The organism is Chromobacterium sphagni, assembly GCF_001855575.1.
Classification (GTDB): Bacteria; Pseudomonadota; Gammaproteobacteria; order Burkholderiales; family Chromobacteriaceae; genus Chromobacterium; species Chromobacterium sphagni.
Map to the genome: position 1 here is coordinate 928,707 of NZ_MKCS01000001.1, position 25,338 is coordinate 954,044.

The window sequence follows — 25,338 nt, forward strand, 5'->3', positions numbered from 1 at the left end:
TCGCGGCGGGCTGGTATAATCGCCGCCATTCCCACATTTTCCCCAAGGCCATCATGCGACCTTCCCAACGTAATCCCGACGCGATGCGCGTCGTGCGTCTGACCCGTGGCTACACCAAGCATGCCGAAGGCTCGGTGCTGGTGGAGTTTGGCGACACCAAGGTGATCTGCACCGCCAGCGTGGAGGAGACGGTTCCGTCCTTCCTCAAGGGCAAGGGCCAGGGCTGGGTGACGGCGGAATACGGCATGTTGCCGCGCTCGACCGGTAGCCGCATGCGCCGCGAGTCGGCGGCCGGCAAGCAGTCCGGCCGCACCCAGGAAATCCAGCGCCTGATCGGCCGCTCGCTGCGCGCGGTGATAGATCTGGCCAAGCTGGGAGAGCGCCAGATCGTCATCGACTGCGACGTGATCCAGGCCGATGGCGGCACCCGCACCGCCAGCATCACCGGCGCTTACGTGGCGCTGGCCGACGCCATCGCAGGCCTGATCCGCGCCGGCAAGCTGGACGCCAGCCCGCTGCGCGACCAGGTGGCGGCGATTTCCGTCGGCATTTATCAGGGCCAGCCGGTGCTGGATCTGGATTATCCGGAAGATTCCGCCTGCGAAACCGACATGAACGTGGTGATGACCGGCAGCGGCCGTTTTGTCGAGGTGCAGGGCACCGCCGAGGGCGAGCCGTTCAGCGAAGAGGAGATGCTGGCGATGCTGGCGCTGGCGCGCAAGGGCATAGGTGAGCTGTTGCAGCTGCAGCGCCAGGCGCTGGCGGGCTGACGCCGCCTGCTCGACGCATGAAACAAAGCCGCCCATCGGGCGGCTTTTTCATTTCCTGGCAGGTTTGCCGGACTTGGCGATGAAGGCCTGCAAGGCCTGGCGGAACATGGGCGCGGACACGCTCATATTGTCTTCCTGCTTGCGGCGCGCCGCCGGCGGCGCCGAACTTTGCACCGCGACGATGGTGGCTTGGCCCTTGGCGTCGATGATGAAGATCGGCGAGCCGCTATTGCCTTCCAGCGTGTCGCAGCGGTGGGTCAGGCGGCCGTCGTCGCGCAGCTTGGTGGCTTTGCAAGCGTGGTGCACGCGCAGGTGGCGCTGGTCGTCCACCGGGTAGCCGCCCTGGGTGACGGTCCAGTTCTGCCGGGCCAGCAACTGGCCCAGTTGCGCGCGGTCGCCGGAGAATACGGGAATGGTGCCCTGACGGTTGCCCAGCGGCGTGGCCAGCCGGACGAAGGCGAAGTCGCGCGGCGCGATGCGCGGCGGGATGTACAGTCCGTCGCGCTTATGGATCAGTCCTTTCAGGAAGGCCTTGTCCACCTGGACTTCCTTGACCCGGCTGAGCGCCTGGTATTCATTGCCCCACAGTCCAACGGTGAAGCTGACGGCGGGGTCGAAGCGGCCTTTTTCATCGACGAAGCAGTGGCCGGCGGTCAGCACCACGTCGGGCGCCACCAGGGTGCCGGTGCAGATGGTCTGGGAGCGGGTTTCCAGCTGGCCGACGGTCTGCCACGGCATGTGGTCGGGGCGTTCCAGCACCCGGTCGTCCTTGCCGAAGAACAGGATGCGGTGTTCCTTGCTGAGGGGGGCTGCATGGGCGAGGGTGGACAGCAGGGCAAGACAGAGGGCAATGCGTGGCAGCTTCATCGGATGGCACCTGGCAATGAAAACGGGGCGCATAGCGCCCCGTGCAATACAATGCCGCAGCTAGTAAGCCGCGGCGTCCGCGCCTGAATTACTTGGCGGCGGAAGCAGCGGCTTTCTTGCCAGCGTGCTTTTTAGCTTTCTTGGCCGGAGCGGAAGCGTCTTTCTTGGCTGCTTGGGCTTTCTGAGCAGCGGAAGCTTCTTTCTTGGCTACGTGCTTTTTAGCGTGCTTGTGGGCAGCTTTTTTAGCCGGAGCGGAAGCGTCGGCCTTGGCGGCTTGGGCTTTTTGAGCAGCGGAAGCTTCTTTCTTCGCAGCGTGCTTTTTAGCGTGGTGCTTGTGAGCCTTCTTGGCTACCGGAGCGGAAGCGTCGGCCTTGGCGGCTTGAGCTTTCTGAGCGGAAGCTTCTTTCTTGGCTACGTGCTTCTTGGCTTTTTTAGCCTTCGGAGCGGAAGCGTCGGCCTTGGCGGCTTGAGCTTTCTGAGCAGCGGAAGCTTCTTTCTTGGCAGCGTGCTTTTTAGCGTGGTGCTTGTGAGCCTTCTTGGCTACCGGAGCGGAAGCGTCGGCCTTGGCGGCTTGGGCTTTCTGAGCGGAAGCTTCTTTCTTGGCTGCGTGCTTCTTGGCTTTTTTAGCCTTCGGAGCGGAAGCGTCGGCCTTGGCGGCTTGAGCTTTTTGAGCAGCGGAAGCTTCTTTCTTCACGGCGTGCTTTTTAGCGGCGTGCTTGTGAGCCTTCTTGGCTTTCGGAGCGGAAGCGTCGGCCTTGGCGGCTTGGGCTTTTTGAGCAGCGGAAGCGTCTTTCTTGGCTACGTGCTTTTTAGCGTGCTTTTTGGCAGCTTTTTTAGCCGGAGCGGAAGCGTCGGCCTTGGCGGCTTGAGCTTTTTGAGCAGCGGAAGCTACTTTTTTCTTTTCAACTTTTTTGGCCTTGTGGATGGCCGGAGCGGAAGCAGCAGCTTTTTCAGCGGCGAAACCGTTGGCGGATACCAGGCTGAAAGCAGCGGTCAGGGCGAGCAGAGCCAGCTTTTTCATTTACGAAACTCCTAAGTTTCTTTCGATTGGGGTGAAACGGACCCGTAAAAGTCCTAATTCAGGCCGTGATGCTATCGGTGGCAAGGGGGGAGCGTCTAGGGGAGGCATGTATCTCAATGTTACAAAATGTACATCAGGCTGTTGGCCAACGCAGCAGGAAGCGCGCGCCGCCCATTGGCGAGCTCTCCACTTTGACGCTGCCGCCGTGGGCGCGGGCAATGCCGGCGACGATGGCCAGGCCCAGCCCGTGGCCGCCGGTCTTGCGGCCGCGGCTCTCGTCCAGCCGCACGAAGGGGTCGAATACCCGATCGCGGTCTTCCTCCGGAATGCCGGGGCCGTCGTCGTCGACGATGATGCAGTAGTCCTGCTTGTCGATCAGGATATGGGTGGCGACGATGGAGTTGGCGTGGCGGCGGGCGTTGGATAGCAGATTGTCCAGCGCGCGGGTGATCAGGTGCTCGTCGGCTATGATTTCCAGCGCTCCGCCCACCGGTTCTATCCAGTGGATTTCTTGCGCCAGCGCAGCCTGGCCGGCGATGCGGTCCAGCGCCCACGGTATCGCGTTGAAGCTGGCCAGCCTGAGCGGCGCTTCGGGTCGGTCCAGCTTGGCGTGGAACAGCAGCTCTTCCACCAGTTTGTCGATGGCGGTGAGGTCGCGCTCTATCGCCTGGCGCTCCGGCGACTCCTCATCGCCGTCCAGCAGCGCCATTCGGTAGCGCAGGCGCGCCAGCGGCGTGCGCAGCTCGTGCGCCACGGCATTGGTCAGCGTCTTCTTGCTGTTGAGCAGGATGGAGATGTTGTCCGCCATGTGGTTGAAGGCTACGCCCAGATGGTGGACGCCGGAGTGCGGCGGCAGGTTGACGCGGGCACTGAGGTCGCCGTTGGCCAGCCGGCCTGCGCCGCGCTCCAGCGCCACTAGGTCGCGCCAGTGCGGCCGCATCCACAGGAACACCGGTATGGCCAGCGACAGGCCCAGCAGGCCCAGCAGCGCATAGTCGAACCACTTCAGCCGGTGAAGGAAGAACAGGTAGCGTAGCGGGCCGGCCACCAGCAGGTAGTTGCTGTCCTGCAGCTTCTGCAGGAACAGGTACTTGTCCTCCAGCATCACGATCTCGCCGCGGTCCAGCGCCTGGCGCGATTCGTCGTCCAGGATGTAGTTGCTCATCTTTTCCACTTTGACGCGGAAAGTGAAGCCGTAGTCGGCGTTGGCCAGCGTCTCGCTCCAGCGGTCCTCCGGCACGCCGCGCAGATCGGCCTCGATCAGCGACAGCGTGGTGCGCAGCAGGTCGGCCAGATAGCGTTCGCCGACGTCGTCCACCGCCTGCTTGTAGACCACGCCCACCATGATCACCGCCACCAGGAAACAGGACATCAGCAGCAGGTAGAACTGGATGAAAAGACGGCGCATCCGCGCTTACTCCCAGCCGGACAGCGAGAACAGATAGCCGCGGTTGCGCACGGTCTTGATGCGGAACGGCTCGCTGGGGTTATCGCCCAGCTTTTTGCGCAGCCGCGAGATCGCCACGTCTATGCTGCGGTCCAGGCCGTCGTAGCTGACGCCGCGCATTTCCTTCAGCAGCACGTCGCGGTTCAGCGTCTCGCCGGCGTGGCTGGCCAAGAGCCACAGCAGGTCGAAATCGGAGGTCGACAGGGGAATCTTTTCGCCTTCCAGCACCACGTCGCGGCTGACCGGGTCTATCGACAACTGGCCGAACACCGCCTTGCGCGAAGCCTTGGAGGCCTGCTGGGCGTCCGCCGCCGGCTGCGCCGGGCGTAGATTGCGCAGCTGGGCCCGCAGCCGCGCCACCAGCACCGACGGCGGGGTGGTCTTCAGGATGTAATCGTTGGCGCCCAGCTCCAGCCCCAGGATCTGGTTCATGTCGCTGTCCAGCGAGGTCAGCATGATGATGGGGCCGTCGAACTTGGGCCGTAGCTCGCGGCAGATCGACAGGCCGTCCTTGCCGGGCAGCATGATGTCCAGCAGCACCATGTCCGGCGCCTCGCGGGCGATGGTGTCCAGCGCGGCGTCGCCGCGCGGCTCCACCACCACTTCCATTTCATGGCGCGACAGGAAGTCGCTGATCAGTTCCGCCAGATCGGCGTCGTCTTCTACAAATACGATGCGGTGGGTCATGCGTGGGTCCATGCGATTGATTACCGGTTTGCCGGCAAGTATCTCGCGCCCAAGGCCGCGGCTCAAGTGCGGCGGCCCACGCTGTGGATCGGCAAGCGGCTTAGCCTGGGGCGCGGCCGGGCAGGAACAACGGATTGAAGCCGATGCGCGCGAAGCCGGCTTCGCCGGCCAGCAGGTCCAGCGCCAGGCTGGCCAAGTCGTCGGCGCCGGCCTCCGCGTCGGCGTCCAATAGCTGCGATATCTGCTTGAGCGCGCCATGGCACTCGCCGCAGGCCTCCACTTCCCGCGCGCCGCGCGCCTGGTGCGGCTGCTGATGGTCGGGTTCGGCGGGGGCGCGGTCCTGCGCCGCCAACGAGTAGTAGAGGAGGTCGCGGCTGTTGCCGCAGGACAGACAGCGCACCCGGCCCACCGGCCAGGCGTGGCTACACATCGAACAGACCACGTAGCGCTGGGCGTGGCCGCTGTCGCCGCGCTGCAGCAGCGAGGCCAGCGGCAGGCCGCCGCAGCATGGGCAACGCGCGCCCTGGCTTTGCGGCGCGGGCAGCGGCCGCTGGCGGATGCTGCGGGTGGCCTGCGCCTGCAGCGCGGCGCCCAGCAGCGGCAGCGCGGCGAACAAGGGGCCGTCCGCCGGATAATCGCCATTGAGCAGATTCTCCGCCAGCCGGCTGAGCGCGACGGTTTCCAGCGCCAGCACCGCGGTCAGCGCGGACTGCACCGGCGCGGGCAGCTGCAGGCCAAGCGACTGGGACAGCCGCAGCATGGCCGAATGCGGATCTAGCCGGGAGGCGTCGTGCAGCGCCTGTTGCTGATGGCAGACCGCGGCGCACAGCCGCAGGAAGTCGGCCATGGCGTGGCCTTCCGCCAGTTGCCGCAGGCGGTCGGCGCGGCGGGAGAAGATGTCGGCGGCGGGCCGCAGGATGTCCGGGTGGAGCAGGGGAGCGTGGTCGGCCTGGATTTCCGCCGCCGGCAGCATCGGTTGGCTGTGGTTCATGTGGTGGATGGGCGGAAGAAGGATTTCATTTGCGGCCCATCATCTGCTTGTACCAGCCGGGATGGTGTTTTTTCGCCCAGGCATGGGTGACCATGCCCTCCACCATTGCGCGTATGGTGCCCTTCACCCACAGCGCGGCGTAGATGTGGACGATGATGCTGGCGATCAGCAAGGTGGCGGCGCAGGCGTGCAGCAGCAGCGCGATCCGGATCAGCGGGATGGGGAAATAGCCGGCGAAATAGGGCCGCCAGGCGATGACGCCGGTGATCAGCATGGTGGCCACGCACAGCGTCATGATCCAGAACATTGCCTTCTGGCCGGCGTTGTACTTGCCGGTTTCGCCCACCTCGCGGCCCTTGAGCACGCTTTTCACCGCCCGCAGCCATTTGAGGTCCTCGCCGTTGAACAGGTTGTGGCGCCAGTAGCGGAAGAATTGGCGGAAAAAGCCCAGGAACATCAGCACCCCGACGAAGGGATGGATCATCCGCGCCAGCTGCGGCGTGCCGAACACGCCGGTCAGCCAGAAGAAGCCCGGATAGAACAAGCCCAGGCCGGAGAGGGCCAGCAGGATGAAGCAGGCGGCGACTATCCAGTGATTGATGCGCTCGGCGACATTGTAGCGTTGAATCAGCTGTTCTTTCATGACTTATCCTCCGGATGATCTTCTTCTTCATCGGCGCGGTTGGGGCCGACGCTGAGGTAGTGCAGGAAGCCGAACAGGCCGGCGGCGGCGATGCCCAGGGTGGCCAGCGGCTTGAGCCAGCCCTTCCACAGTTGCACGGTGGGGCTGATCGCCGGGTCTTTGGGCAGGCCGGAATACTGTTCCGGCTTGTCGGCGTGGTGCAGCACGTACATCACGTGGGTGCCGCCGACGTCTTGCGGGTCGTACAGGCCGGCATTGTGGTAGCCGCGCTGCCTGAGGTCGACGATCCTCTCCTCGGCCACTTCCTTCATGTCTTCCTTGGAGCCGAACTGGATGGCACCGGTGGGACAGGTCTTGACGCAGGCCGGCTCCAGGCCGACGGCGACGCGGTCGGAGCACAGCGTGCACTTGTAGGCTTTGTTGTCTTCCTTGCTGATGCGTGGAATGTCGAAGGGACAGCCGGCGATGCAATAGCCGCAGCCTATGCAGTTTTCCTGGTGGAAATCGACGATGCCGTTGCTGTACTGCACGATGGCGCCGGGCGACGGGCAGGCCTTCAGGCAGCCGGGGTCGGCGCAGTGCATGCAGCCGTCCTTGCGGATCAGCCACTCCAGCTTGCCGTTGCTTTCCTCCTCGGCGAAGCGCATCACCGTCCACGCCTTGGCGGACAGGTCGACGGGATTGTCGTAGACGCCGACGTTGTGGCCCACTTCCTCGCGGATGTCGTTCCACTCGGAACAGGCCACCTGGCAGGCCTTGCAGCCTATGCAGGTCGTCACGTCGATCAGCTTGGCCACTTCCAGGGTCTGCCGCGCCTTGGGGCTCTCGGTGGGGCTGGCGGAGCGGCGGTGGATGTCCAGCGATTGCAATGGCATGGCCGTGGCTCCTTACAGTTTTTCCAGTTTGACCAGGAAGGCTTTGTATTCGGGCGTCTGGGTGTTGCAGTCGCCCACCGCCGGCGGCAGCGAGTTGGTCAGGTAGCCGGGCCGCGCTACGCCCTCCCAGCCCCAGTGCAGCGGGATGCCGATCTGGTGCACGGTCTGGCCGTTGACCTTCAGCGCCATCAGCCGCTTGGTGACCACCGCCTTGGCCTTGACGAAGCCGCGCTTGGAGCTGACTTTGACCATATCGCCCTGGACGATGCCTTTTTCGCGGGCCAGCGCCTCGCCGATCTCGACGAACTGCTCGGGCTGGGCGATGGCGTTGAGCAGCACCGACTTGGTCCAGAACTGGAAGTGCTCGGTCAGCCGGTAGGTGGTGCCGACATAGGGGTAGTCCTGGTGGGTGCCCAGCCGTTCGCGGTCGGTCTTGAAGATGCGCACCGCCGGGCTGCTCACCACCTTGGGGTGCAGCGGATTGGTGCCTATCGGGCTTTCCATCGGCTCGTAGTGTTCGGGGAAGGGGCCGTCCACCAGCTTGTCGGCCGAGAACAGCCGGCCCACCCCTTCCGGATTCATGATGAAGGGCTGCATGCCGGAGTCCGGCGCGGCGTCTATCTTGAAGTCCGGCACGTCGCCGCCCACCCACTTCTCGCCGTTCCAGCTGATCAGCTTGCGCTTCGGGTCCCAAGGTTTGCCGGAGGGGTCGCAGGAGGCGCGGTTGTACAGGATGCGGCGGTTGGCCGGCCACGACCACGACCAGCCCGGCGTGTTGCCCAGGCCGGTGTCGGTGTTGTCGCGGCGCGCCATCTGGTTGCCGGCCTGGGTCCAGCAGCCGGAGAAGATCCAGCAGGCGCAGGCGGTGCGGCCGTCGTCCTGCAGCAGCGCGAAGCCGGGCAACTGCTCGCCCTTCTTCACCGCGATCTTGGCCGGATCCGCCGGGTCGGGCAGGTCGGAGAGCGCCTTGCCGTTCATCTCCATCGCCAGCTCGGCCGGGGTGGGCGAGGCCGGGTCGCGGTAGTTCCAGTTGACCTTGAGGATGGGGTCGGCCAGCTTGCCGCCTTCCTTGCGGTACAGCTCGCGCACGGCGACGAACAGCTCGCCGATGATCTCGTTGTCGCCCCTGGCTTCGCCGGGCGGTTCGGCGCCTTTCCAGTGCCACTGCAGCCAGCGCGCCGAGTTGACGATGGAGCCGTCCTCTTCGGCGAAACAGGTGGACGGCAGGCGGAACACTTCGGTCTGGATCTTGGCGGGATCGACGTCGTGGGTGTCGCCGTGGTTCTGCCAGAAGGTGGAGGTCTCGGTGGCGATGGGGTCGATGATCACCATGTATTTGAGCTTGGAGAAGGCCTCGGTCACCTTGGCGACGTCCGGGAAGCTGGCCAGCGGATTGAAGCCCTGCACGATGAAGCCGTTGATCTTGCCCTGGTGCATCAGTTCGGCGATGTGCAGCACGTCGTACATCTTGTCCCACTTGGGCAGCCAACCGTAGCCCCAGTCGTTGTCTTTTGTCGCGTTGTCGCCCCACATCCATTTCATCAGGCTGACGAAGAACTTGGGGGTGTTGCTCCAGTAGTTGAGCTGGCCGGCCTGCAGCGCCTTGGGGGTGGTCTTGGCCAGATAAGTGGCCAGGTCGGGGTGGTCGGCTTCGCTGGGCAGCGTCAGGTAGCCGGGCAGGCTGGTGGACAAGAGGCCCAGGTCGGACAGGCCCTGGATGTTGGAATGGCCGCGCAGCGCGTTCACGCCGCCGCCGGGCATGCCGATATTGCCCAACAGCAGCTGGATCATCGCCATGGTGCGGATGTTCTGCGAGCCGGTGGTGTGCTGGGTCCAGCCCAGCGCGTACAGGATGGTGCCGGCCTTGTCAGGTTTGGCGGTCTCGCCCAGCTGCCTGCACACTTCCAGAAAGCCGTCGGTCGGCGTGCCGCAGATATTGTTGACCGTTTCCGGCGTGTAGCGGGAATAGTGCTGCTTCATCAGCTGCCACACGCTGCGCGGGTGTTGCAGCGTGGGGTCGGTTTTGGCCAGGCCGGCTTCGTCCAGCTCGTAGCTCCAGCTGGACTTGTCGTACTTGCTCTTGGCCTCGTCGTAGCCGGAGAACAGGCCTTCGTCGAAGTGGTAATCCTCGCGCACGATCAGCGACGCGTTGGTGTAGGCCTTGACGTATTCCCACTGTATCTTGTCGTTCTGGATCAGCCAGTTGATCACGCCGCCCAGAAAGGCGATGTCGCTGCCGACGCGGATCGGCAGATACAGGTCGGAGACGGCGGCGGTGCGGGTGTAGCGCGGGTCGACCACGATCAGCCGGGTGCCGCGCGTCTTCTTGGCCTCTATCGCCCACTTGAAGCCCACCGGGTGCGCCTCGGCGGCGTTGCCGCCCATCACCAGGATGAAGTCGGCGTTCTTGATGTCCACCCAGCTGTTGGTCATCGCGCCGCGGCCGAAGGTGGACGCCAGCGCCGATACCGTGGGGCCGTGGCAGACCCGGGCCTGGGCGTCGGTGGCGACGATGCCCAGGCTGCGGATGAATTTCTGCGAGATCACGCCGGTTTCGTTGGAGCCGGCCGAGGCGGTGAGCATGGCGGTGGACAGCCAGCGGTTGATGGGCACGCCGGCGGCGTTTTTTTCCACCACGTTGGCGTCGCGGTCGTCCTTCATGTGGCGGGCGATGCGGCGTATCGCCTCATCCCAGCTGATGCTCTTCCACTCGTTGCCGCCGGCTTCGCGCACTTCCGGATATTTCAGCCGCTTGGGGCTGTGGATGAAATCGAGCAGGCCGGCGCCCTTGGGACAGAGCGAGCCGCGGCTGACCGGATGGTCCGGGTCGCCCTCGATATGGTAGATCGTTCCGCTGGCGTTCTTGGCGCCGTCGCCCAGCCCGTAAAGGATCAGGCCGCAGCCGACCGAACAATAAGTGCAGGTATTGCGGGTTTCGCGCGCGCCCATCAGCTTGAATTGCCGCACTTCCGCCAGCGCCATCTGCGGGGCGAAGCCCATGGCGACCAGGCTGGAGGCGCCCAACTGCGCCGCGGTCAGCTTGAACAGCTGGCGTCGGGTGACTTCCATCGTCCATCTCCTCAAGGGTATCCGCACGCTTGGGAGGACGGATATCCAAAACTGATAGCTTTGTTGCTTTTGCTATTTTTTATGCTACTCCGATGCGGAGGCTATGACCATTTATCAAAAGTGGTTTTGTCTCGTGACGCGCGGAAGCCGGCAGCGGCGGCGATTGGCGGGGGATACTGCAGGAGGGAAAGGGGAAGCCAGCCGCTACAAGGCCGGCCGACCAGCCGCGGGTGGCTGATCGGTCTGTCTGAGCTTATTTGTAGCAGTTTGTTGCAATTCTTACTGTTCTAATTGCGAATAAATATGAATTTATCGGCTACCCTGCCAGCCGCCGCCCAGCGCCTTGAGCAGGCTGACGCTGGCGATCAGCTGGCTGCCGCGCAGCTGAGCCTGCGTGCGCTGGGCGGTCAGCTGGTTTTGTTGGACGATGGCCAGGGTCAGCGCGTTGTCCAGGCCTTCGCGGTAGCGCAGCTTGGCGATGGCGTAGGCCTTGTCCTGGTTGCGCACCGCCTCGTCCTGCTGCCGGCGCGCGGCATCCAGGCCATGCAGCGTGCCCAGCGCGTCCTGCGCCTCCTGCACCGCCTGCAGCACGCTCTGGCGGTAGTTGGCCAGCGCGGCGCGGTAGCCGGCCTGGGCGTAGTCGACATTGGCGCGGGTGCGGCCGTTGTCGAACAGCGTCTGGGTGGCCTGCAGGCCTATGGACCAGATCAGCGCCGGTGTGGAGAACAGGTTGGCCAGGCTGGAGGATTCGCTGCCGGCGTAGGTCGGCATCAGGGTCAACTGCGGAAAATAGGCGGCGCGGGCCACGCCGATCTGGGCGTTGGCGGCGGCCATCGCCCGCTCGGCGGAGGCGATGTCCGGACGGCGCTGCAGTAGCAGGCTGGGCGCGCCGGCCGGAATCTGCGGCGCGCTGGCCGGCAGCGCGCCGGGCGCCAGGCGGAAGCCGGCGGCCGGAGTCCCGCTGAGGGTGGCCAGCAGGTCCTCGTTCTGGCGGCGCTGGTTGAGCAGCAGCTCGCGCTGGGCGCGGTTGGCGGCCACGGCGGCGGTTTGCAGCGCCTCGTCGCCGGCGGCGTCCAGCCCGTTCCGGCGGCGGATGCGGGTCAGCTCCAGCACCCGCTGCTGCGCGGCGACGATGCCGTCCAGCAGGCGTATCTCCTCGTCCTGCTGGCGCAGTTGCAGATAGACGCTGGCCAGCTGCGCTGTGAGCAGCAGCTGCACATTGGCCTGTTCGGCGGCGGCCTGTTCGGCGCTGGCGCGCGCGCTTTCGATGTCGCGACGCACCCGGCCCAGCCAGTCGATTTCATAGCTGACGCCCAGCGTGGGTTTCAGATCGTTTTGCACCACGCTGCTGTTGCTGGAGCCGTAGGCCGACAGCGGCCGGTCGGCGGAGATGCGGCTGCGCGACGCCGCGGCGCCTAGACTGACCGCCGGCAGCGCGGCGGCGCCGTGGACGCGGCTTTGCGCCTCGGCCTGGTCCAGCCTGGCCAGCGCGGCCTGCAGCGTCGGGCTGCGCGACAGCGCCTCGCTTTCCAGCCGGTTCAGTTCGCCGTCGCCGAAGGCGCTCCACCATTCGGTCTTGGGCAGCGCGTCGGCGGGGGCGGCCGGCAGCCAGTCATTGTCGCTTTTCCATTGCGCCGGCAAGTCGCTTGCCGGGCGCTGGTAGTCGGGGCCGACGGCGCTGCAGGCGGCGGCGCCGAAGGACAGGGCGATCAGCAGGGGGAGGGCGCGCATCGCCTCATTCCCCCTTGGCGGCGGCGACGATGGCCACCGCCTGACCGTTGTTGATCGAATCCGGCGGGTTGACGATCACCTTGTCGCCGGCTTGCAGGCCGGCCTTGATCTCCACCTCGTGGCCGTAATCGGTTCCCAGCTCGACGGTTTGCAGCCTTACCCTGTTGTGGACGTCCACCACCGCGACGCGGCTGCCCTTGGCGCCGAACTGCAGGGTGTTGGTGGGCAGGGTCAGGCTGTTGCCCTTGGGCAGCTTGAGCGCGGTGTCGACGTACTGGCCCGGCAGCAGGCCGTGGTCGGCGTTGGCCACTTCCACTTCCACCTGCAGCGTGCGGGTGGCGGGATCGATGGCGCCGGCGGTGCGCGCCACCTTGCCCTTGACCGGCCGGCCCGGCGCTTCCTGGCGCAGGATGTCGACCTTCTCGCCGACGCGGATGTCGCCGGCCTGCGCTTGCGGCACGTAGACATACAGATGCAGCTTGTCGATCTGCGCGGTGGCGAACAGCGCCTGCGCGCTGCCGCCGTTGCCGGCGTTGACCAGGCTGCCGGTATCGATGTTGCGGCGGGTGACGATGCCGTCGAACGGCGCGGTCACGCGGGCGAAGTCCTGCTGGTCGCGCAGCCGCTTGAATTCAGCGTCGGCCTGCTTGTAGGCGCTTTCCTTCTCGTCCAGCTCCTGCTGCGATACGGCGTCCTGGGCGCGCAGCGTCTTCCAGCGCAGCCAGGCGGTTTTGGCCAGCTCCAGGTTGGCGCGGGCTTCCTGCACCTGCTTGTCGATGTCGGGGATGTCCAGTTCGGCCAGGAGATCGCCTTTTTTCACCGGCTGGCCGATGTCCTTGTACCAGCGCTTGATGTAGCCACTGGTGCGGGCGTAGATCTGCGCCTCGGCCATGCCTTGCAGTGTGGCCGGCAGGGTCAGTCTGGCGTCGCCATGGCCTGGCTTGGGCGACACCACGCTGACGACCAGCGTCGCATGGCTGGCGGCGTCGCTGGCCAGCGCTTCGGTATTGGCGCGGCGCACCAGCAGCGTGCGGGCCAGGCCCGCCAGCAGCAGGATCAGGATGATCGCGGCGGCGATGCGTGTCTTGCGCACCACCGCGCTGCGGCTGGTGTGGTGCAGATGCAGTTCGGGCAGGCCCTGATGGGTGTGGCGTGGTTCAGTCATGTCAAGCGTCCTGTGCGGGAGTCCGGGCGTTGGCCGCCGCGTCTGCCGCGTGTTGTTTGCGTTTTGCCAGGTAACGGTGGAAGCTGGCGAACACCACCGGCACGAACAGCAGCGTGGAGACGGTGGCGAACAGCAGGCCGCCGATCACGGCGCGGCCGAGCGGGGCGTTCTGCTCCGAGCCTTCGCCGATGCCGATGGCCATCGGAATCATGCCTATGATCATCGCCAGCGCCGTCATCAGCACCGGGCGCAGCCGGGTGGCGCCGGCCTCCAGCGCGGCGGACAGCGGCGGCAGGCCTTCGTGCAGCCGCTGGCGGGCGAAGGAGACCACCAGGATGCTGTTGGCGGTGGCCACCCCCATGGTCATGATGGCGCCGGTCAGCGCCGGCACGGAAAGGTCGGTGCCGGTGAGGATCAGCAGCCAGGCGATGCCGGCCAGCGCCGCCGGCAGCGCGCTGATGATGATGAAGGGGTCCAGCCAGGACTGGAAATTCACCACGATCAGCAGGTAGACCAGCACGATGGCGCCGAGGATGCCGACGCCGAGGCCGAGGTAGGACGACTGCATGGTTTCCACCTGGCCGCGCATGTGGATCTGGCTGCCCTTGGGCAGATGGACCTGCTCCTCGGCGATGATCTGCTGGATGGCGCCGGCCACCGAACCCAGATCGCGGCCGCGCGCGCTGGCGTAGAGGTCGATCGAAGGCAGGATGTTGTAGCGGGTGACGATGGCGGCTTCGCGTCCCGGCGCGGCGCTGACCAGATTGCCCAGCGTCTGCTGGCTGGCGGCGCGGCCGCCGGCCGGGTTGATCGGCAGCTGCATCAGCTGGTCCAGCGTGCTGATCTGGTATTGCGGCGTCTGCGCCTGCAGGTTGTAGACGATGCTGTTGGCCGGATTCAGCCAGAACGCCGGCTGGGTCTGCTGGCTGCCGGACAGCGGCAGCAACAGGTTCTGCGCCACGTCGAGCGGCGCGATGCCCATGCCCTGCATCCGCGCCCGGTCCATGGCGAGCTGGATCGACGGCGAGTCCAGCCGCTGGTGCACATGCACGTCGGCCGCGCCCGGCACCGCCTTGATCCGCGACAGCAGCCGGCCGGCGAAGGCGGCGTTGTCGGCCTGGCTCTTGCCGACGATCTGCACGTCGATGGCGGCGGGTGAGCCGAAGTTGAGAATCTGGGTGATGATGTCGGCAGGCTGGAAGAAGAACTCCACGCCCGGGAAGCGTTTTTCCAGCACCTTGGGCAGGGCGTCGATATAGCCGCTGCTGGGCTGATGGTCGGGTTTGAGCGAGATCAGCACCTCGTCGTCCAGCGTGCCTATGGTGCCGGAGTTGCTGTAGGACAGGTTGATGCCGCTGTACGGCAGGCCGATGTTGTCGATGATGGAGTCCAGATCGGCGGGCGGAATCACGCCGCGGATGACGGCGTCGACCTGGTCGGCCAGGACTGCGGTGTTCTCGATGCGGATGCCGGTGGGCGCGCGCACGTGCAGCTTGATCTGGCCGGTGTCCACCTCCGGAAACAGGTCGCGTCCCAGCAGCAGGTACAGGCCGCAGGAGGCCAGGCAGAAGCCCAGGAAGCCGGCGATGAAGCTCTTGCGGTGGGTCAACAGGTGGCTGAGCAAGTGCACGTACAGCTCGCGCAGCCGCTCGAAGCGGGCGTTGAAGCCTTCATGTACATGGTGTATCCACCGGTCGACGCGGCCGTTGCCATGGCGGTGGCCCATCAGCAGCAGCGCCAACGTCGGCACCAGGGTCCGCGACAGCACGTAGGAGGCCAGCATGGCGAAGACCACCGCCTCGGCCATGGGCACGAACAGGTAGCGGGCGACGCCCTCCAGGAAGAACATCGGCACGAACACGATGCAGATGCACAGCGTGGAGACGAAGGCCGGAATGGCGATTTCGCCGGCGCCGTCCAGGATGGCGGTATACAGCGGCGAACCCATATGCAGGTGGCGCTCGATGTTTTCTATCGTCACCGTGGCGTCGTCCACCAGAATGCCGACCGCTAGCGCCAGGCCCCCCAGCGTCATCACGTTGATGGTTTCGCCTATCGCGTGCAGCGCGACGATGGACGAGAAGATGGACAGCGGGATGGAGATGGCGATGATGGAGGTGGTGCGCCAGTTGCCCAGGAACAGCAGCAGCATCACCGCGGTGAGCACCGCCGCCACCAGCGCCTCGTGAATCACGCCGCTGACCGCGGTCTTGACGAAGATCGACTGGTCGGCCAGCAGGCTGATCTGGATGCTCTTGGGCAGCAGCGGCAGCAGGCTGGGCAGCTTTTCCTTCAAGTGGTTGACCACGTCCAGCGTCGAGGCGCCGCCGTTCTTGTAGATCGACATCATCAGGCCGCGCTGGCCGTTCTGCTTGACGATGTTGGTCTGCGGCGAGAAGCCGTCGCGCACGTGCGCCACCTCGCGCAGGAATACCGTGGCGCCGTTCACCGTCTTCACCGGGATGTTGTTGAGGCCGGCGATGGTGTCGGGCGAGCCGTTCAGCTCCACATTGTATTCGGTGCCGCCTATCTTGGCGGTGCCGGAGGGCAATGCCAGGTTCTGGCTGTTGACGGCGTTGACCACGTCGGCCGGCGTCAGGCCCTTGGCGGCGATGGCGCGGGTGTCCAGGTCTACCGACAGCAGGCGCACCTTGCCGCCGTAAGGATAGGTGATGGCGATGCCCGGTATCGTCACCAGCTGCGGTCGGAGAATGTTGACGGCGGTGTCGAACACGTCCTGTTCCGACATCGATTTGCTGGACAGCCCCAACTGGATCACCGGCACGCTGGAGGCGGTGTACTTGATGATCAGCGGAGCGGTCGCGCCCGGCGGCATCTGCTTCACCACCGCCTGCGATACTGCCACCACCTGCGCGATCGCGGTCTGGATGTTGACGTTGGGCTGGAAGAAGATCTTGATGATGGAAATGCCGGACAGCGACTGCGACTCGATGTGTTCGATGTCGTTGACGGTGGTGGTCAGCACCCGCTCGTGGGTCTGGGTGATTCGGTCGGCCATCTGCTGCGGCGCGAGGCCGCCGTAGCCCCAAATCACGCTGATCACCGGAATGTCGATTTCCGGCAGCACGTCCACCGGCGTGCGCATGATCGCCAGCGGGGTGGCCAGCAGGATGATGATGGCCATCACGATGAAGGTATAAGGCCGTTTAAGGGCCGTTTCGACAATCCACATGTGGACGTGTTGCCTCTTGATTACGGTGCGCGAATGAGCGGAAGCGAGGTTGGGAAAGGCGCGGAGCCGACCGACCAGGCCGCCGCCGCATGAGCGGGCCAATGGTGTGCTTATTGCAATCCAGACACGGCCTTGTTGCAGCTTATGCCAGCTTTGGGGCGATTTGTGGCCGGATTGTGCTTGGGGACGCCGCGGTTTTTGTTAACGATTGATGCGTTTCACGGCATCAGCGCGCCGGCATATCTCCGGGTGTCCAAGCTGCATTAACTGGTCAAGAGACCATGTCGTTGACACTTTTGGCCGGCGCAGCAAAAAAATAATCTACTTTACTATTCTAGGCAGTAAAAACCCCGCGACGCGCAGGGCGAGGCGGGGCGCTTGACGCAAAGACTGCCGGGTCAGGCGTGCTTGCTGCGGGCGAAGGTGTTGAGTGACACCACCCGGGTCTTGCCGATGCGGTGGCGGTAGATTTCGCGCAGATAGCATACCGCCTTCTGCACATGCTCGCGGGTCAGGCGGATGTCGTTGATCGAGACGAACTTCTTCGAGTCGCGGATCAACTCGCGGTATTTCTTCTCGTACATCGGCTTGATGGCGAACCAGTTGGTGTCGAGGATCTTGGCTGGGTTCTCGTAATCGTTCAGCAGCCTCTCCAGCACCGTTTCGTCGAAATGCTCGGCGGTGATCAGCTCCAGTATCGTCTTGTCCAGACTGTCGTCGAAGCGGTGGTTGCCGTGGGCGAAGCAGCGCTTGATGAAGGCGACGATCAGCGTCAGGAAGTCGTCGCTCAGACAAGGGCTTTTCGCCACCAGCGTGGTCAGCGACAGGTTGGTGGAGGCGCCGATCACCAGCGCGTAGCGCTTCAGCGTGGTGCTGGGGAACAAGTCGTTGAGGTGGCGCTTCAGGCGGTTCAGATCCAGGTAAGACAGCTTGTAGCCCTTGGGCAGAGACAGGATGGCGACGACCGACGAGCAGTTCTGGAAAAAGAACAGCTGGTTCAGCTTTTCCGGCGCGTAGCCGGACTGCTTGTAGTCGGCCAGCGCGGCGCGGTAGCTGGCCGATTCTATCGGCAGCAGGCTGATGCCTTCTATCGCCTGGGTCTGCTGGTTGAAGTGCGGCAGGTCTATCGAGCGGAAGAACAGGTCGTCGATGTCCAGCTTGTTGACGAAGCCGTCCGAGCCCAGCGGGTCGGACACCACCGATTCGGCGTAGGCTACCGCCACCGGGCCTGCCAGGCTCATGAACAGGTCGTTGGCGTCCAGCCGTATCGTCTCGCCCATGTCGATCCCGGCGCGCAGGAAGTAGTTCTCGTCGTAGTCGCTGGTGACGGCCTGGGCGGTGAGGATGTTGAAGATCTGCTGCGAGATGTACTGGTTGGCGTGGCGCTCCATCGCGTTGACGTCCAGATTCTCGATGCTGCCGGCGTCGTTCTCCTCGGCGTAGCGCATGATGTCGTTGGAGATCAGCATCATCGCGTTCCACGGCCGGATGCGGCGCATCACGCTTTCGGCGCCGGCTTCTTCATTGTCGAAGTTGTAGGAGAAGTCCCATTCTTCCGACAGGTATTTGCACAAAAGGCGGCCGGCGTTGATGTGCAGCGCCTCCGAGCCCTCGGCGTGCTGGCCGGATATGTTGGGCAGGATGCAGATGCCGCTGGTGAAGATGGGCTCGAACACGAAGCTGTAGTCGTCGGCCTGCTCAGGCTTGCCTTCGCTGCGGGTTTCGAAGGTCTTGCTCATGTAGGCGTACTGCTGCGCCAGGCCGAACTCCGACGCCATGCCGGAGCCGGTGCCGCCGCCGGCGCTGAAGATGTAGAAATACAGCCGCGACTGGTTGGCCTTGATGCCGCAGGAGTCCACCAGGTAGGAGTGGATCAGCGTCCAGTCCGGGTCGGAGAAGCTCAGCGTGTCTTTGTTGAGGATGATCTTGGCCAGGTACTGGCCCAGGATGGGCGCGTTGCCGGCGCCGCCGGCGTGGATCTCGGCCAGATCCATGATCTTCATCTTGTTGTAGCTGTTGAGGAAATCGCCCTGCTCGCCGCGGCGCGAGAAACGGATGCGGCCCTTGATGTCCTTGTCCAGGTCGCCCAGCATCACCATCGGTTCGATCAGGAAGGCCGGCTTGGCCGTCTTGTGGGTCGACAGCAGGTTGCGGCGTATCCAGCGCCGCGGCCGCTGCTCTTGTTCCGGCGCGCTCTTGTCGTCCTGATTGAACTCGTTCAGGTAGAACTTGCGGGCGTTGTACACCAGGGTGGCCACATCCAGCGCGATATTGGAGCCGCAACGGCCCAGGCCGATCAGGCAGACCGAGGGGAAGGGACGCTCCAGCGGATTGTCCTGGTCATCCTCTGCATCGCGGGTGAAGGCCATGCCGCGCAGCGTGTTCAGATGCTGCAGGATGCGATTGGTGTCGTGTTCGATGAAGTATTGGTACAGCCCGGCGTTGCCGCGTTCGTTCAGGCTGAGCAGATGGCGGGTGGACACCGGCTGCGGGGAGGCGGCGGCGGTGGTGTCGCTGTCGTCGGCGGAGGGGGTGTTCGAGGATTGGTCGTACATTGATTGCATGATCATCCATTCTCTATTCAGGTTACCCGGGTAAGGGGTGGTCGTGCCGGCACTGGGCCTTGCGTCCTGTTTGCAGCGAAGCGTATATGATAATTTTTGGTGTTATTCACACTCCATTGTCAGGGGCAATTACCTTTTTGACTACAAAATTCTGTGTTGCGGGCCGGGAGAGGGAAACCGTCTGCGGCGAACATGCCGCAAGCCGGAGAAATGGGGCGATGGCGGATTGGCGGGGAAATGAAAAACGCCGCCTGGAAACCGGCGGCGTTTGGCGGAGCGGGGTGGTGTCGCGTCAGATGCGGCGCGCCAGCTCTTCTGCCTTGCCCAGGTAGTTGGCGGGAGTCAGCTCCAGCAGGCTGGCCTTGACGCTTTCCGGCAACTCCAGGCTCTTGATGAAGGCGTGCAGCGTCTCGCGGGTGATGCCGCCCTTGCCGCGGGTCAGCTCTTTCAGTTGCTCGTACGGATTGGCCACGCCGTAGCGGCGCATGACGGTCTGCACCGGCTCGGCCAGCAACTCCCAGGCGTTGTCCAGCTCGGCGGCGATCAGAGCCGGGTTGATCTCCAGCTTGTTCAGGCCCTTCAGGCAGGATTTCAGGCCCAGAATGGTGTAGCCGAAGCCGACGCCCATATTGCGCAGCACGGTGGAGTCGGTCAGGTCGCGCTGCCAGCGCGACAGCGGCAGCTTCTCCGCCAGGTGGCCCATGATGGCGTTGGCCATGCCCAGATTGCCTTCGGAGTTCTCGAAGTCGATTGGATTGACTTTGTGCGGCATGGTGGAGCTGCCGACTTCGTCCTTCTTCACCTTCTGCTTGAAGTAGCCCAGCGAGATGTAGCCCCAGATGTCGCGGTTGAGGTCGATCAGAATGGTGTTGACGCGGCTCATCACCTGATACAGCTCGGCCATGTAGTCGTGCGGCTCGATCTGGATGGTGTAAGGGTTGAAAGTGATGCCCAGACCGGTGACAAAGCGGCCGCACAGGCTTTCCCAGTCGATGTCCGGGTAGGCCACCAGGTGGGCGTTGTAGTTGCCCACCGCGCCGTTGATCTTGCCCAGGATTTCCTGGTGGACCAGTTGCTCGCGCTGGCGTTTCAGGCGGTGCACGGCGTTGGCCAGCTCCTTGCCCATGCTGGACGGGGTGGCGGGCTGGCCGTGGGTGCGGCACATCATCGGCACGTTGGCCAGCTCGTGAGCCAGCTTCTGCAGCTTGTGGATAACTTCGTCCAGCGCCGGCAGCACCACGGTGTTGCGCGCGGTCTTCAGCATCAGCGCGTGGCTGAGGTTGTTGATGTCTTCCGAAGTGCAGGCGAAGTGGATGAATTCGCCGGCGGCCATCACTTCCGGATTGCCGGACAAGCGTTCCTTCAACCAGTATTCGATCGCCTTGACGTCGTGGTTGGTGCGCACTTCGATCGCCTTCACCTCTTCGCCGTGCTCGACGCTGAAGTTGGCGATCACGTCGTCGATCTCGCGGATGGTGGCGTCGGAGAACGGCTTGACCTCTTCGATGCCGGGCTCGGCGGCCAGCATCTTCAGCCATTCCAGTTCCACCTTGACGCGGCATTTCATCAAACCGAACTCGGAGAACAGGTTGCGCAGGGCTTCGACCTGGCTGGCGTAGCGGCCATCCAGCGGGCTCAGGGCGGTCAACGTAGTCAGATTCATGCGGGGTATTTCCAAACGTGGTTTGCCAAACAGCGGCAGGTTGCAATACAAACGGCGTGAAACCGGGTGTCGGGCATGGCTTGCCATGCCGTCGCTGCGTTCTCTCAATAGTAGAAGGTCGGCGCGCGCTTGCCGCCGAGCTGTCTTCAGCTCAAAACAAACGGGCGACTGGCGCCCGTTGTTTCCGCTTACATGCCGGGCATCATGCCCTTCATGCCGCGCATCATCTTCATCATCCCGCCCTTGGATGAGAACTGCTTCATCATCTTCTGCATCTGCTCGAACTGGGCCAGCAGGCGGTTCACTTCCTGCACCGTCACGCCGGAGCCGGTGGCGATGCGGCGCTTGCGGCTGGCCTTGATCAGTTCCGGCTTGCGGCGCTCGTCCGGCGTCATCGAGTTGATGATGCCCTCGATGCGGCGCATCGACTTTTCCGCTTCCGCGCCCTGGATGCCCTTGGCCATCTGGCCGATCTGGCCCGGCATCTTTTCCAGCAGGTTGCTCATGCCGCCCATCTTCTTCATCTGCTGCATCTGGGCCTTGAAGTCTTCCAGGTCGAACCCCTTGCCGGACTTCAGCTTCTTGGCCATCGCCGCCGCTTCGTCCTGGTCTATGCCCTTCTGCACTTCCTCGATCAGCGACAGCACGTCGCCCATGCCCAGGATGCGGCTGGCGATGCGGTCGGGATGGAAAGGCTCGATGGCGGCGACCTTCTCGCCGACGCCGATGAACTTGATCGGCTTGCCGGTGACGTGGCGCACCGACAGCGCGGCGCCGCCGCGCGAATCGCCGTCCATCTTGGTGAGGATCACGCCGGTCAGCGGCAGCGCCTCGTTGAAGGCCTTGGCGGTGTTGACCGCGTCCTGGCCCTGCATCGCGTCCACCACGAACAGCGTTTCGATCGGGTTGACCGCGGCGTGCAGCGCCTTGATCTCCGCCATCATCGCTTCGTCGATGGCGAGGCGGCCGGCGGTGTCCACCAGCAGCACGTCGAAGAAGTGGCGGCGCGCGTGGTCGATCGCGGCGCGGGCGATATCCACCGGTTTTTGCGCGATGTCGGACGGGAACCACTCCACGCCCACCTGCGAGGCCAGCAGCTTCAACTGTTCGATGGCGGCGGGACGGTAGACGTCGGCCGATACCACCAGCACTTTCTTCTTCTGGGTCTCTTTAAGCCTTTTGGCCAGTTTGCCGACAGTGGTGGTCTTGCCGGCGCCCTGCAGGCCGGCCATCAGTACGATGGCGGGGGGCACGGCGGCCAGGTTAAGCTCGTCGTTCTTGTCGCCCATCAGCTTGACGAGCTCTTCGTTGACCACGCCGACCAGGGCCTGGCCCGGGGTCAGGCTGCCCATCACATCCTGGCCCAGCGCGCGCTCTTTCACCTGGGCGATAAAGGTCTTGACGACGGGCAGCGCCACGTCGGCCTCCAGCAGCGCCATGCGCACTTCGCGCATCGCGTCCTGAATGTTCGATTCGGTCAGCCGCGCGTTGCCGCGCAAGGTTTTCATCACGCCGGACAGGCGGTTGGTCAGGTTGTCTAGCATGGTGCTGTCCTTACTGTCTGCCAACGGACGGCAGGTTGGTGTAGACTTTCAAACTGTCGATTTTACCACGAGCCGCCGGGTCAGCGCCCGGATTTGATCACACACCATAATATGACCAGCCTCCTGCTCGTTTTGTCCCTGTTCCTGATCCTGTCCTACGGGGCGTTCACCTGGCATTACCTCGCCAACTGGAAAGGCACGGCCCGCTGGCCGCGCAATCCCAGGGTGGAGCATAGTCTGCTCGGCATCCTGCTATTGATCCAGGCGCTGGTGGTGGTGGCGCCCTTGAGCGTCAGCGGCGGCCTGTCGCTGGGCGTCGGCCACGCGCTGGGGGTGATGGTGTGGATCATGTTGCTGATCTATTGGACCTGCAGCTTCTTCTACCGGGTGGAGGGCTTGCAGTTGTTCATGATGCCGCTGGCGATGGCCGCGCTGGCCTTCGCCATCGCTTTTCCCGGCCGCCACATGGTGAATGACCTGTCCAATCCGGCTTTCGTGCTGCACATCCTGGTTTCGATGCTGGCCTATAGCCTGTTCGCCATCGGCGCGCTGATCGCGGTGCTGATGCTGCTGCTGGAGCGTTCGCTGCATCACAAGCGGGCCTCGCTGCTGGCCAAGCAATTGCCGCCGCTGCTCACGCTGGAAAAGATGATGTTCCAGGTGATTGCCGTTGGTTTTCTGTTGCTGACCGTGGCGTTGGTGACAGGAGTGGTCTTTTCCGAAGAGGTGTTCGGCAAGGCTGCGGCGTTGACGCACAAGACCGTGTTCAGCGTGCTTTCCTGGCTGTTGTTTGCCGCGTTGCTGTTGGGCCGGCGGCTGCAGGGCTGGCGCGGCAGGGTGGCGATACGCTGGACTTTGGCCGGCTTCCTGTCATTGATGCTGGCATACGTGGGTAGCAAGGTGGTTTTAGAATTGATCCTGCAGCGCGGATAGCCGCCTGTCGCGTCAATGAAAACCTCTGTCTTGCACCTTCAATAAGGAGTTCTGCCATGAAGAAGCTGTTTGCTGTTTTTGCCGGCCTGCTGCTGTTGTGCAATTTCGCGCTGGCCGCCGTTAATCTGAACACCGCCACCGCGCCGCAGCTGGAGGCCCTGCAGGGCATTGGTCCGGCCAAGGCCAAAGCGATTATCGACTACCGCAGCAAGAACGGCCCGTTCAAGACGGTGGATGATCTGAAAAAAGTCTCCGGCATCGGCGACAAGACGCTGGAAAAGCTGCGCAAGGACCTGACCGTGGGCGGGGCGGCTCCGGCCGCCAAGCCGGCGGCGAAACCGGTAGCCGCCAAATAGTTACAATGATCCGCGCCTGGCGATGCCGGCACGGCAAGATAAACCGCCAATCCGCGAACCGCGGGTTGGCGGTTTTTTCATGCCTTTGGTGTTTTCGTGGTTTTCGCAATGGTGGCGTAGCGCCGCTTTTTTGTTGCTAAATTGAAACATTTTGTGGGATTTGTTGCTTTTGCACCGCATGCAAAGCGGGAGTGGGTGGGCGCAAACTGTTTGTTAACAATGATGTAGCTTAATGCTGTTGTTTTTTTGGTAATTTTTACCGGCCTGCGCCGGGTGATCTTTGTTTTTTTGCAACGTCGGTCTTATATTGCTTTCAGCGATCGACGGAATATACCGTCGGCACATAAATGTCCGGGCTGCCGGCCAGGCCGGTAAGTCAACAGGACACAATCAACTGACTTGAAAGGATCTGCAATGAACAAGAAGCTCATCGCATTGGCACTGGCCGCCCTGCCTGCCGCCGCCATGGCGGACGTCACCATCTACGGCACTATCGCCGGCGGCGTGGAGTCGCTGAAAACCTACAACTCCAACACCACTGCGTTCAATGGCGATTTACAGGCGGGGCGGTTACAAACCCGCACTGAAATCAACGACTGGGTTTCCTATCTCGGTTTCAAAGGCAATGAGGACCTGGGCAACGGCTTGAAGGCGATCTGGCAGGTGGAAAGCCGTTTGAACATCGATGGCAGCTCGTCGACGACCACGGTTAACGGCGTCTCCCGAAACAACAACACCGGTACGCTGGCTACCCGCGATAGTTTCGTGGGTTTGGCTGGGGATGGCTGGGGCAAGGTGCGTATCGGTAGGTTGTCCGACTACGCCAACTCCGACATGGAACAGGTTGATCCGGGCCACTACAGCAACAACGGCGGTGTCGGCAACAGCTCTACCAGCGTAGGCGGCTTGGCCATGTTTACCCGTATCGACGGTCGCCACAATAACGCCGTCCGCTATGACAGCGACAATTGGGCTGGTTTTAGCTTGGCTGTGCTGTATGCCGCCGATGAGGCCCGAGCCAACGTGAACGGCGTCACGACCAACAACCAGTTCTCCAACATCGGCCTGAGCTACGAAAATTCCGGCTTCTTCGGCAAGTACAACTACGGCAGCTATGGCGATTCCAGTCTGGTTAGCGGTGGTAGTCTGAAGGATTGGCACCGTTTCGAAGGTGGCTACAATGCCAACAATATCTACGTGGCTTTGGGCTTCCAACAGGCGCGCGGCTATGTCGGCGTGACTACTGCCGGGGGCGCGGTGACTGGCTTCACCGATAATGGCGGTGCCTACTATAACATCAACGCCTTGGTGGCCAATCTGAGCGGCTTGAATGCGCAGAATCCGGGTGCAGGCTCTCTCACCAGTGGTTCTTTGTATCTGACCCGCACGCGTGAGATTGCCCTGACTGGCGGTTACACCTTCGGCGCCTTCACGCCCTATCTGAGCTACGCCAAGGGCTATAACGCCAACGTGTCCGGTTTTGGCGATCTGAGCAATACGGGTTACGACCAGTGGGTGGTGGCGCTGGATTACGCGTTGTCCAAGCGTACCGACATTTACACTTCCTATGGCCAAGTGAACTGGAAATTCCAGGGTTCGCAGAACGAAAGCTCTTTCGGACTGGGCATGGTTCACCGCTTCTGATCCGGCGCTTCGCCTGTCGTAAAAGGACTGCCTCGGCAGTCCTTTTTTCATGCGGTGTCGAATGATGCTGCTCCGAGACCGTGAAGTCATGCCGATACCGGCATCAAGGCAGGATTTGTGGCGGAGCGCTGACGGTATTTTGCATATACTATCGTCAAAGCCTGTCCCTGATCGT

Annotated in this window: 18 protein-coding genes; 4 read left to right on the forward strand and 14 right to left on the reverse strand. The window is 63.6% G+C overall.

The annotated features are described in order from the left end of the window. Positions 1-53: 53 nt before the first annotated feature. Entirely contained in the window at positions 54-770 is a 717-nt protein-coding gene (rph, locus tag BI347_RS04435; RefSeq protein WP_071113101.1) for a ribonuclease PH, read from the forward strand. A 48-nt stretch (positions 771-818) separates the two neighbouring features. Here the strand turns inward: rph and BI347_RS04440 are convergent, their stop codons facing one another. The 14 genes from BI347_RS04440 to ffh form a co-directional block, all read right to left on the reverse strand. Next, positions 819-1,637 (reverse strand): trypsin-like serine peptidase, encoded by an 819-nt coding sequence (locus tag BI347_RS04440; protein ID WP_071113100.1) that lies wholly within the window; start codon positions 1,635-1,637, stop codon positions 819-821. 88 nt (positions 1,638-1,725) lie between these two features. Continuing rightward, positions 1,726-2,658 carry a hypothetical protein gene (locus BI347_RS24245; protein WP_071113099.1) on the reverse strand — a complete coding sequence of 311 codons (933 nt, stop codon included), beginning with the start codon at positions 2,656-2,658 and terminating at the stop codon, positions 1,726-1,728. Positions 2,659-2,791: 133 nt separating this feature from the next. Continuing rightward, on the reverse strand, positions 2,792-4,066 hold the full coding sequence (gene rstB, locus BI347_RS04450) for a two-component system sensor histidine kinase RstB (protein WP_071113098.1): 1,275 nt from the start codon (positions 4,064-4,066) through the stop codon (positions 2,792-2,794). Between the two features lie 6 nt (positions 4,067-4,072). Further along, positions 4,073-4,792, reverse strand: a complete 720-nt coding sequence (rstA, locus tag BI347_RS04455; protein WP_071113097.1) for a two-component system response regulator RstA — start codon at positions 4,790-4,792, stop codon at positions 4,073-4,075. 100 nt (positions 4,793-4,892) lie between these two features. Next, positions 4,893-5,783: a formate dehydrogenase accessory protein FdhE domain-containing protein gene (fdhE, locus tag BI347_RS04460; protein ID WP_071115389.1), complete on the reverse strand. Its 891-nt coding sequence runs from the start codon at positions 5,781-5,783 to the stop codon at positions 4,893-4,895. 25 nt (positions 5,784-5,808) lie between these two features. After that, positions 5,809-6,426: a formate dehydrogenase subunit gamma gene (locus BI347_RS04465; protein ID WP_071115390.1), complete on the reverse strand. Its 618-nt coding sequence runs from the start codon at positions 6,424-6,426 to the stop codon at positions 5,809-5,811. Next, on the reverse strand, positions 6,423-7,301 hold the full coding sequence (gene fdxH / locus BI347_RS04470; RefSeq protein ID WP_071115391.1) for a formate dehydrogenase subunit beta: 879 nt from the start codon (positions 7,299-7,301) through the stop codon (positions 6,423-6,425). Before fdxH ends, BI347_RS04465 begins: the two co-directional genes overlap by 4 nt. Before the next feature lie 12 nt (positions 7,302-7,313). Further along, the gene (gene fdnG, locus BI347_RS04475; RefSeq protein ID WP_083338697.1) at positions 7,314-10,370 is read right to left on the reverse strand and encodes a formate dehydrogenase-N subunit alpha; all 3,057 of its coding nucleotides are present in this window, start codon (positions 10,368-10,370) and stop codon (positions 7,314-7,316) included. Positions 10,371-10,679: 309 nt separating this feature from the next. After that, complete coding sequence (locus BI347_RS04480; RefSeq protein ID WP_071115392.1) at positions 10,680-12,101, reverse strand: efflux transporter outer membrane subunit; 1,422 nt, start codon at positions 12,099-12,101, stop codon at positions 10,680-10,682. A 4-nt stretch (positions 12,102-12,105) separates the two neighbouring features. Continuing rightward, positions 12,106-13,266, reverse strand: coding sequence for an efflux RND transporter periplasmic adaptor subunit (locus BI347_RS04485; RefSeq protein ID WP_071115393.1), 1,161 nt, complete (start codon positions 13,264-13,266; stop codon positions 12,106-12,108). A gap of 1 nt (position 13,267) precedes the next feature. Continuing rightward, positions 13,268-16,459 (reverse strand): efflux RND transporter permease subunit, encoded by a 3,192-nt coding sequence (locus tag BI347_RS04490; protein WP_071115394.1) that lies wholly within the window; start codon positions 16,457-16,459, stop codon positions 13,268-13,270. 398 nt (positions 16,460-16,857) lie between these two features. After that, positions 16,858-19,029: a hypothetical protein gene (locus BI347_RS04495; RefSeq protein WP_101686117.1), complete on the reverse strand. Its 2,172-nt coding sequence runs from the start codon at positions 19,027-19,029 to the stop codon at positions 16,858-16,860. Between the two features lie 286 nt (positions 19,030-19,315). Next, a complete protein-coding gene (gene purB, locus BI347_RS04500) occupies positions 19,316-20,686 on the reverse strand; it encodes an adenylosuccinate lyase (protein WP_071113089.1) in 1,371 nt (456 codons plus the stop codon). Positions 20,687-20,874: 188 nt separating this feature from the next. Further along, positions 20,875-22,230 (reverse strand): signal recognition particle protein, encoded by a 1,356-nt coding sequence (ffh, locus tag BI347_RS04505; RefSeq protein ID WP_071115395.1) that lies wholly within the window; start codon positions 22,228-22,230, stop codon positions 20,875-20,877. 111 nt (positions 22,231-22,341) lie between these two features. Between ffh and BI347_RS04510 the strand changes: the two genes are divergently transcribed. From BI347_RS04510 to BI347_RS04520, 3 genes are all read left to right on the forward strand, one after another. Further along, positions 22,342-23,163, forward strand: a complete 822-nt coding sequence (locus BI347_RS04510; protein WP_071115396.1) for a cytochrome C assembly family protein — start codon at positions 22,342-22,344, stop codon at positions 23,161-23,163. Positions 23,164-23,219: 56 nt separating this feature from the next. After that, complete coding sequence (locus BI347_RS04515) at positions 23,220-23,519, forward strand: ComEA family DNA-binding protein (RefSeq protein WP_071113087.1); 300 nt, start codon at positions 23,220-23,222, stop codon at positions 23,517-23,519. A gap of 414 nt (positions 23,520-23,933) precedes the next feature. Then, a complete protein-coding gene (locus tag BI347_RS04520) occupies positions 23,934-25,163 on the forward strand; it encodes a porin (RefSeq protein WP_071113086.1) in 1,230 nt (409 codons plus the stop codon). Positions 25,164-25,338 lie beyond the last annotated feature (175 nt).

Bases quoted from the DNA above. Each gene is read 5' to 3' on its own strand.
- BI347_RS24245 (WP_071113099.1), bottom strand. From the start codon at position 2,658: ATGAAAAAGCTGGCTCTGCTCGCCCTGACCGCTGCTTTCAGCCTGGTA.
- rstB (WP_071113098.1), bottom strand. From the start codon at position 4,066: ATGCGCCGTCTTTTCATCCAGTTCTACCTGCTGCTGATGTCCTGTTTC.
- ffh (WP_071115395.1), bottom strand. From the start codon at position 22,230: ATGCTAGACAACCTGACCAACCGCCTGTCCGGCGTGATGAAAACCTTG.
- BI347_RS04495 (WP_101686117.1), bottom strand. From the start codon at position 19,029: ATGATCATGCAATCAATGTACGACCAATCCTCGAACACCCCCTCCGCC.
- rph (WP_071113101.1), top strand. From the start codon at position 54: ATGCGACCTTCCCAACGTAATCCCGACGCGATGCGCGTCGTGCGTCTG.
- fdnG (WP_083338697.1), bottom strand. From the start codon at position 10,370: ATGGAAGTCACCCGACGCCAGCTGTTCAAGCTGACCGCGGCGCAGTTG.
- rstA (WP_071113097.1), bottom strand. From the start codon at position 4,792: ATGACCCACCGCATCGTATTTGTAGAAGACGACGCCGATCTGGCGGAA.
- fdxH (WP_071115391.1), bottom strand. From the start codon at position 7,301: ATGCCATTGCAATCGCTGGACATCCACCGCCGCTCCGCCAGCCCCACC.
- purB (WP_071113089.1), bottom strand. From the start codon at position 20,686: ATGAATCTGACTACGTTGACCGCCCTGAGCCCGCTGGATGGCCGCTAC.
- BI347_RS04465 (WP_071115390.1), bottom strand. From the start codon at position 6,426: ATGAAAGAACAGCTGATTCAACGCTACAATGTCGCCGAGCGCATCAAT.
- BI347_RS04440 (WP_071113100.1), bottom strand. From the start codon at position 1,637: ATGAAGCTGCCACGCATTGCCCTCTGTCTTGCCCTGCTGTCCACCCTC.
- BI347_RS04480 (WP_071115392.1), bottom strand. From the start codon at position 12,101: ATGCGCGCCCTCCCCCTGCTGATCGCCCTGTCCTTCGGCGCCGCCGCC.
- BI347_RS04510 (WP_071115396.1), top strand. From the start codon at position 22,342: ATGACCAGCCTCCTGCTCGTTTTGTCCCTGTTCCTGATCCTGTCCTAC.
- BI347_RS04520 (WP_071113086.1), top strand. From the start codon at position 23,934: ATGAACAAGAAGCTCATCGCATTGGCACTGGCCGCCCTGCCTGCCGCC.
- BI347_RS04485 (WP_071115393.1), bottom strand. From the start codon at position 13,266: ATGACTGAACCACGCCACACCCATCAGGGCCTGCCCGAACTGCATCTG.
- fdhE (WP_071115389.1), bottom strand. From the start codon at position 5,783: ATGAACCACAGCCAACCGATGCTGCCGGCGGCGGAAATCCAGGCCGAC.
- BI347_RS04490 (WP_071115394.1), bottom strand. From the start codon at position 16,459: ATGTGGATTGTCGAAACGGCCCTTAAACGGCCTTATACCTTCATCGTG.
- BI347_RS04515 (WP_071113087.1), top strand. From the start codon at position 23,220: ATGAAGAAGCTGTTTGCTGTTTTTGCCGGCCTGCTGCTGTTGTGCAAT.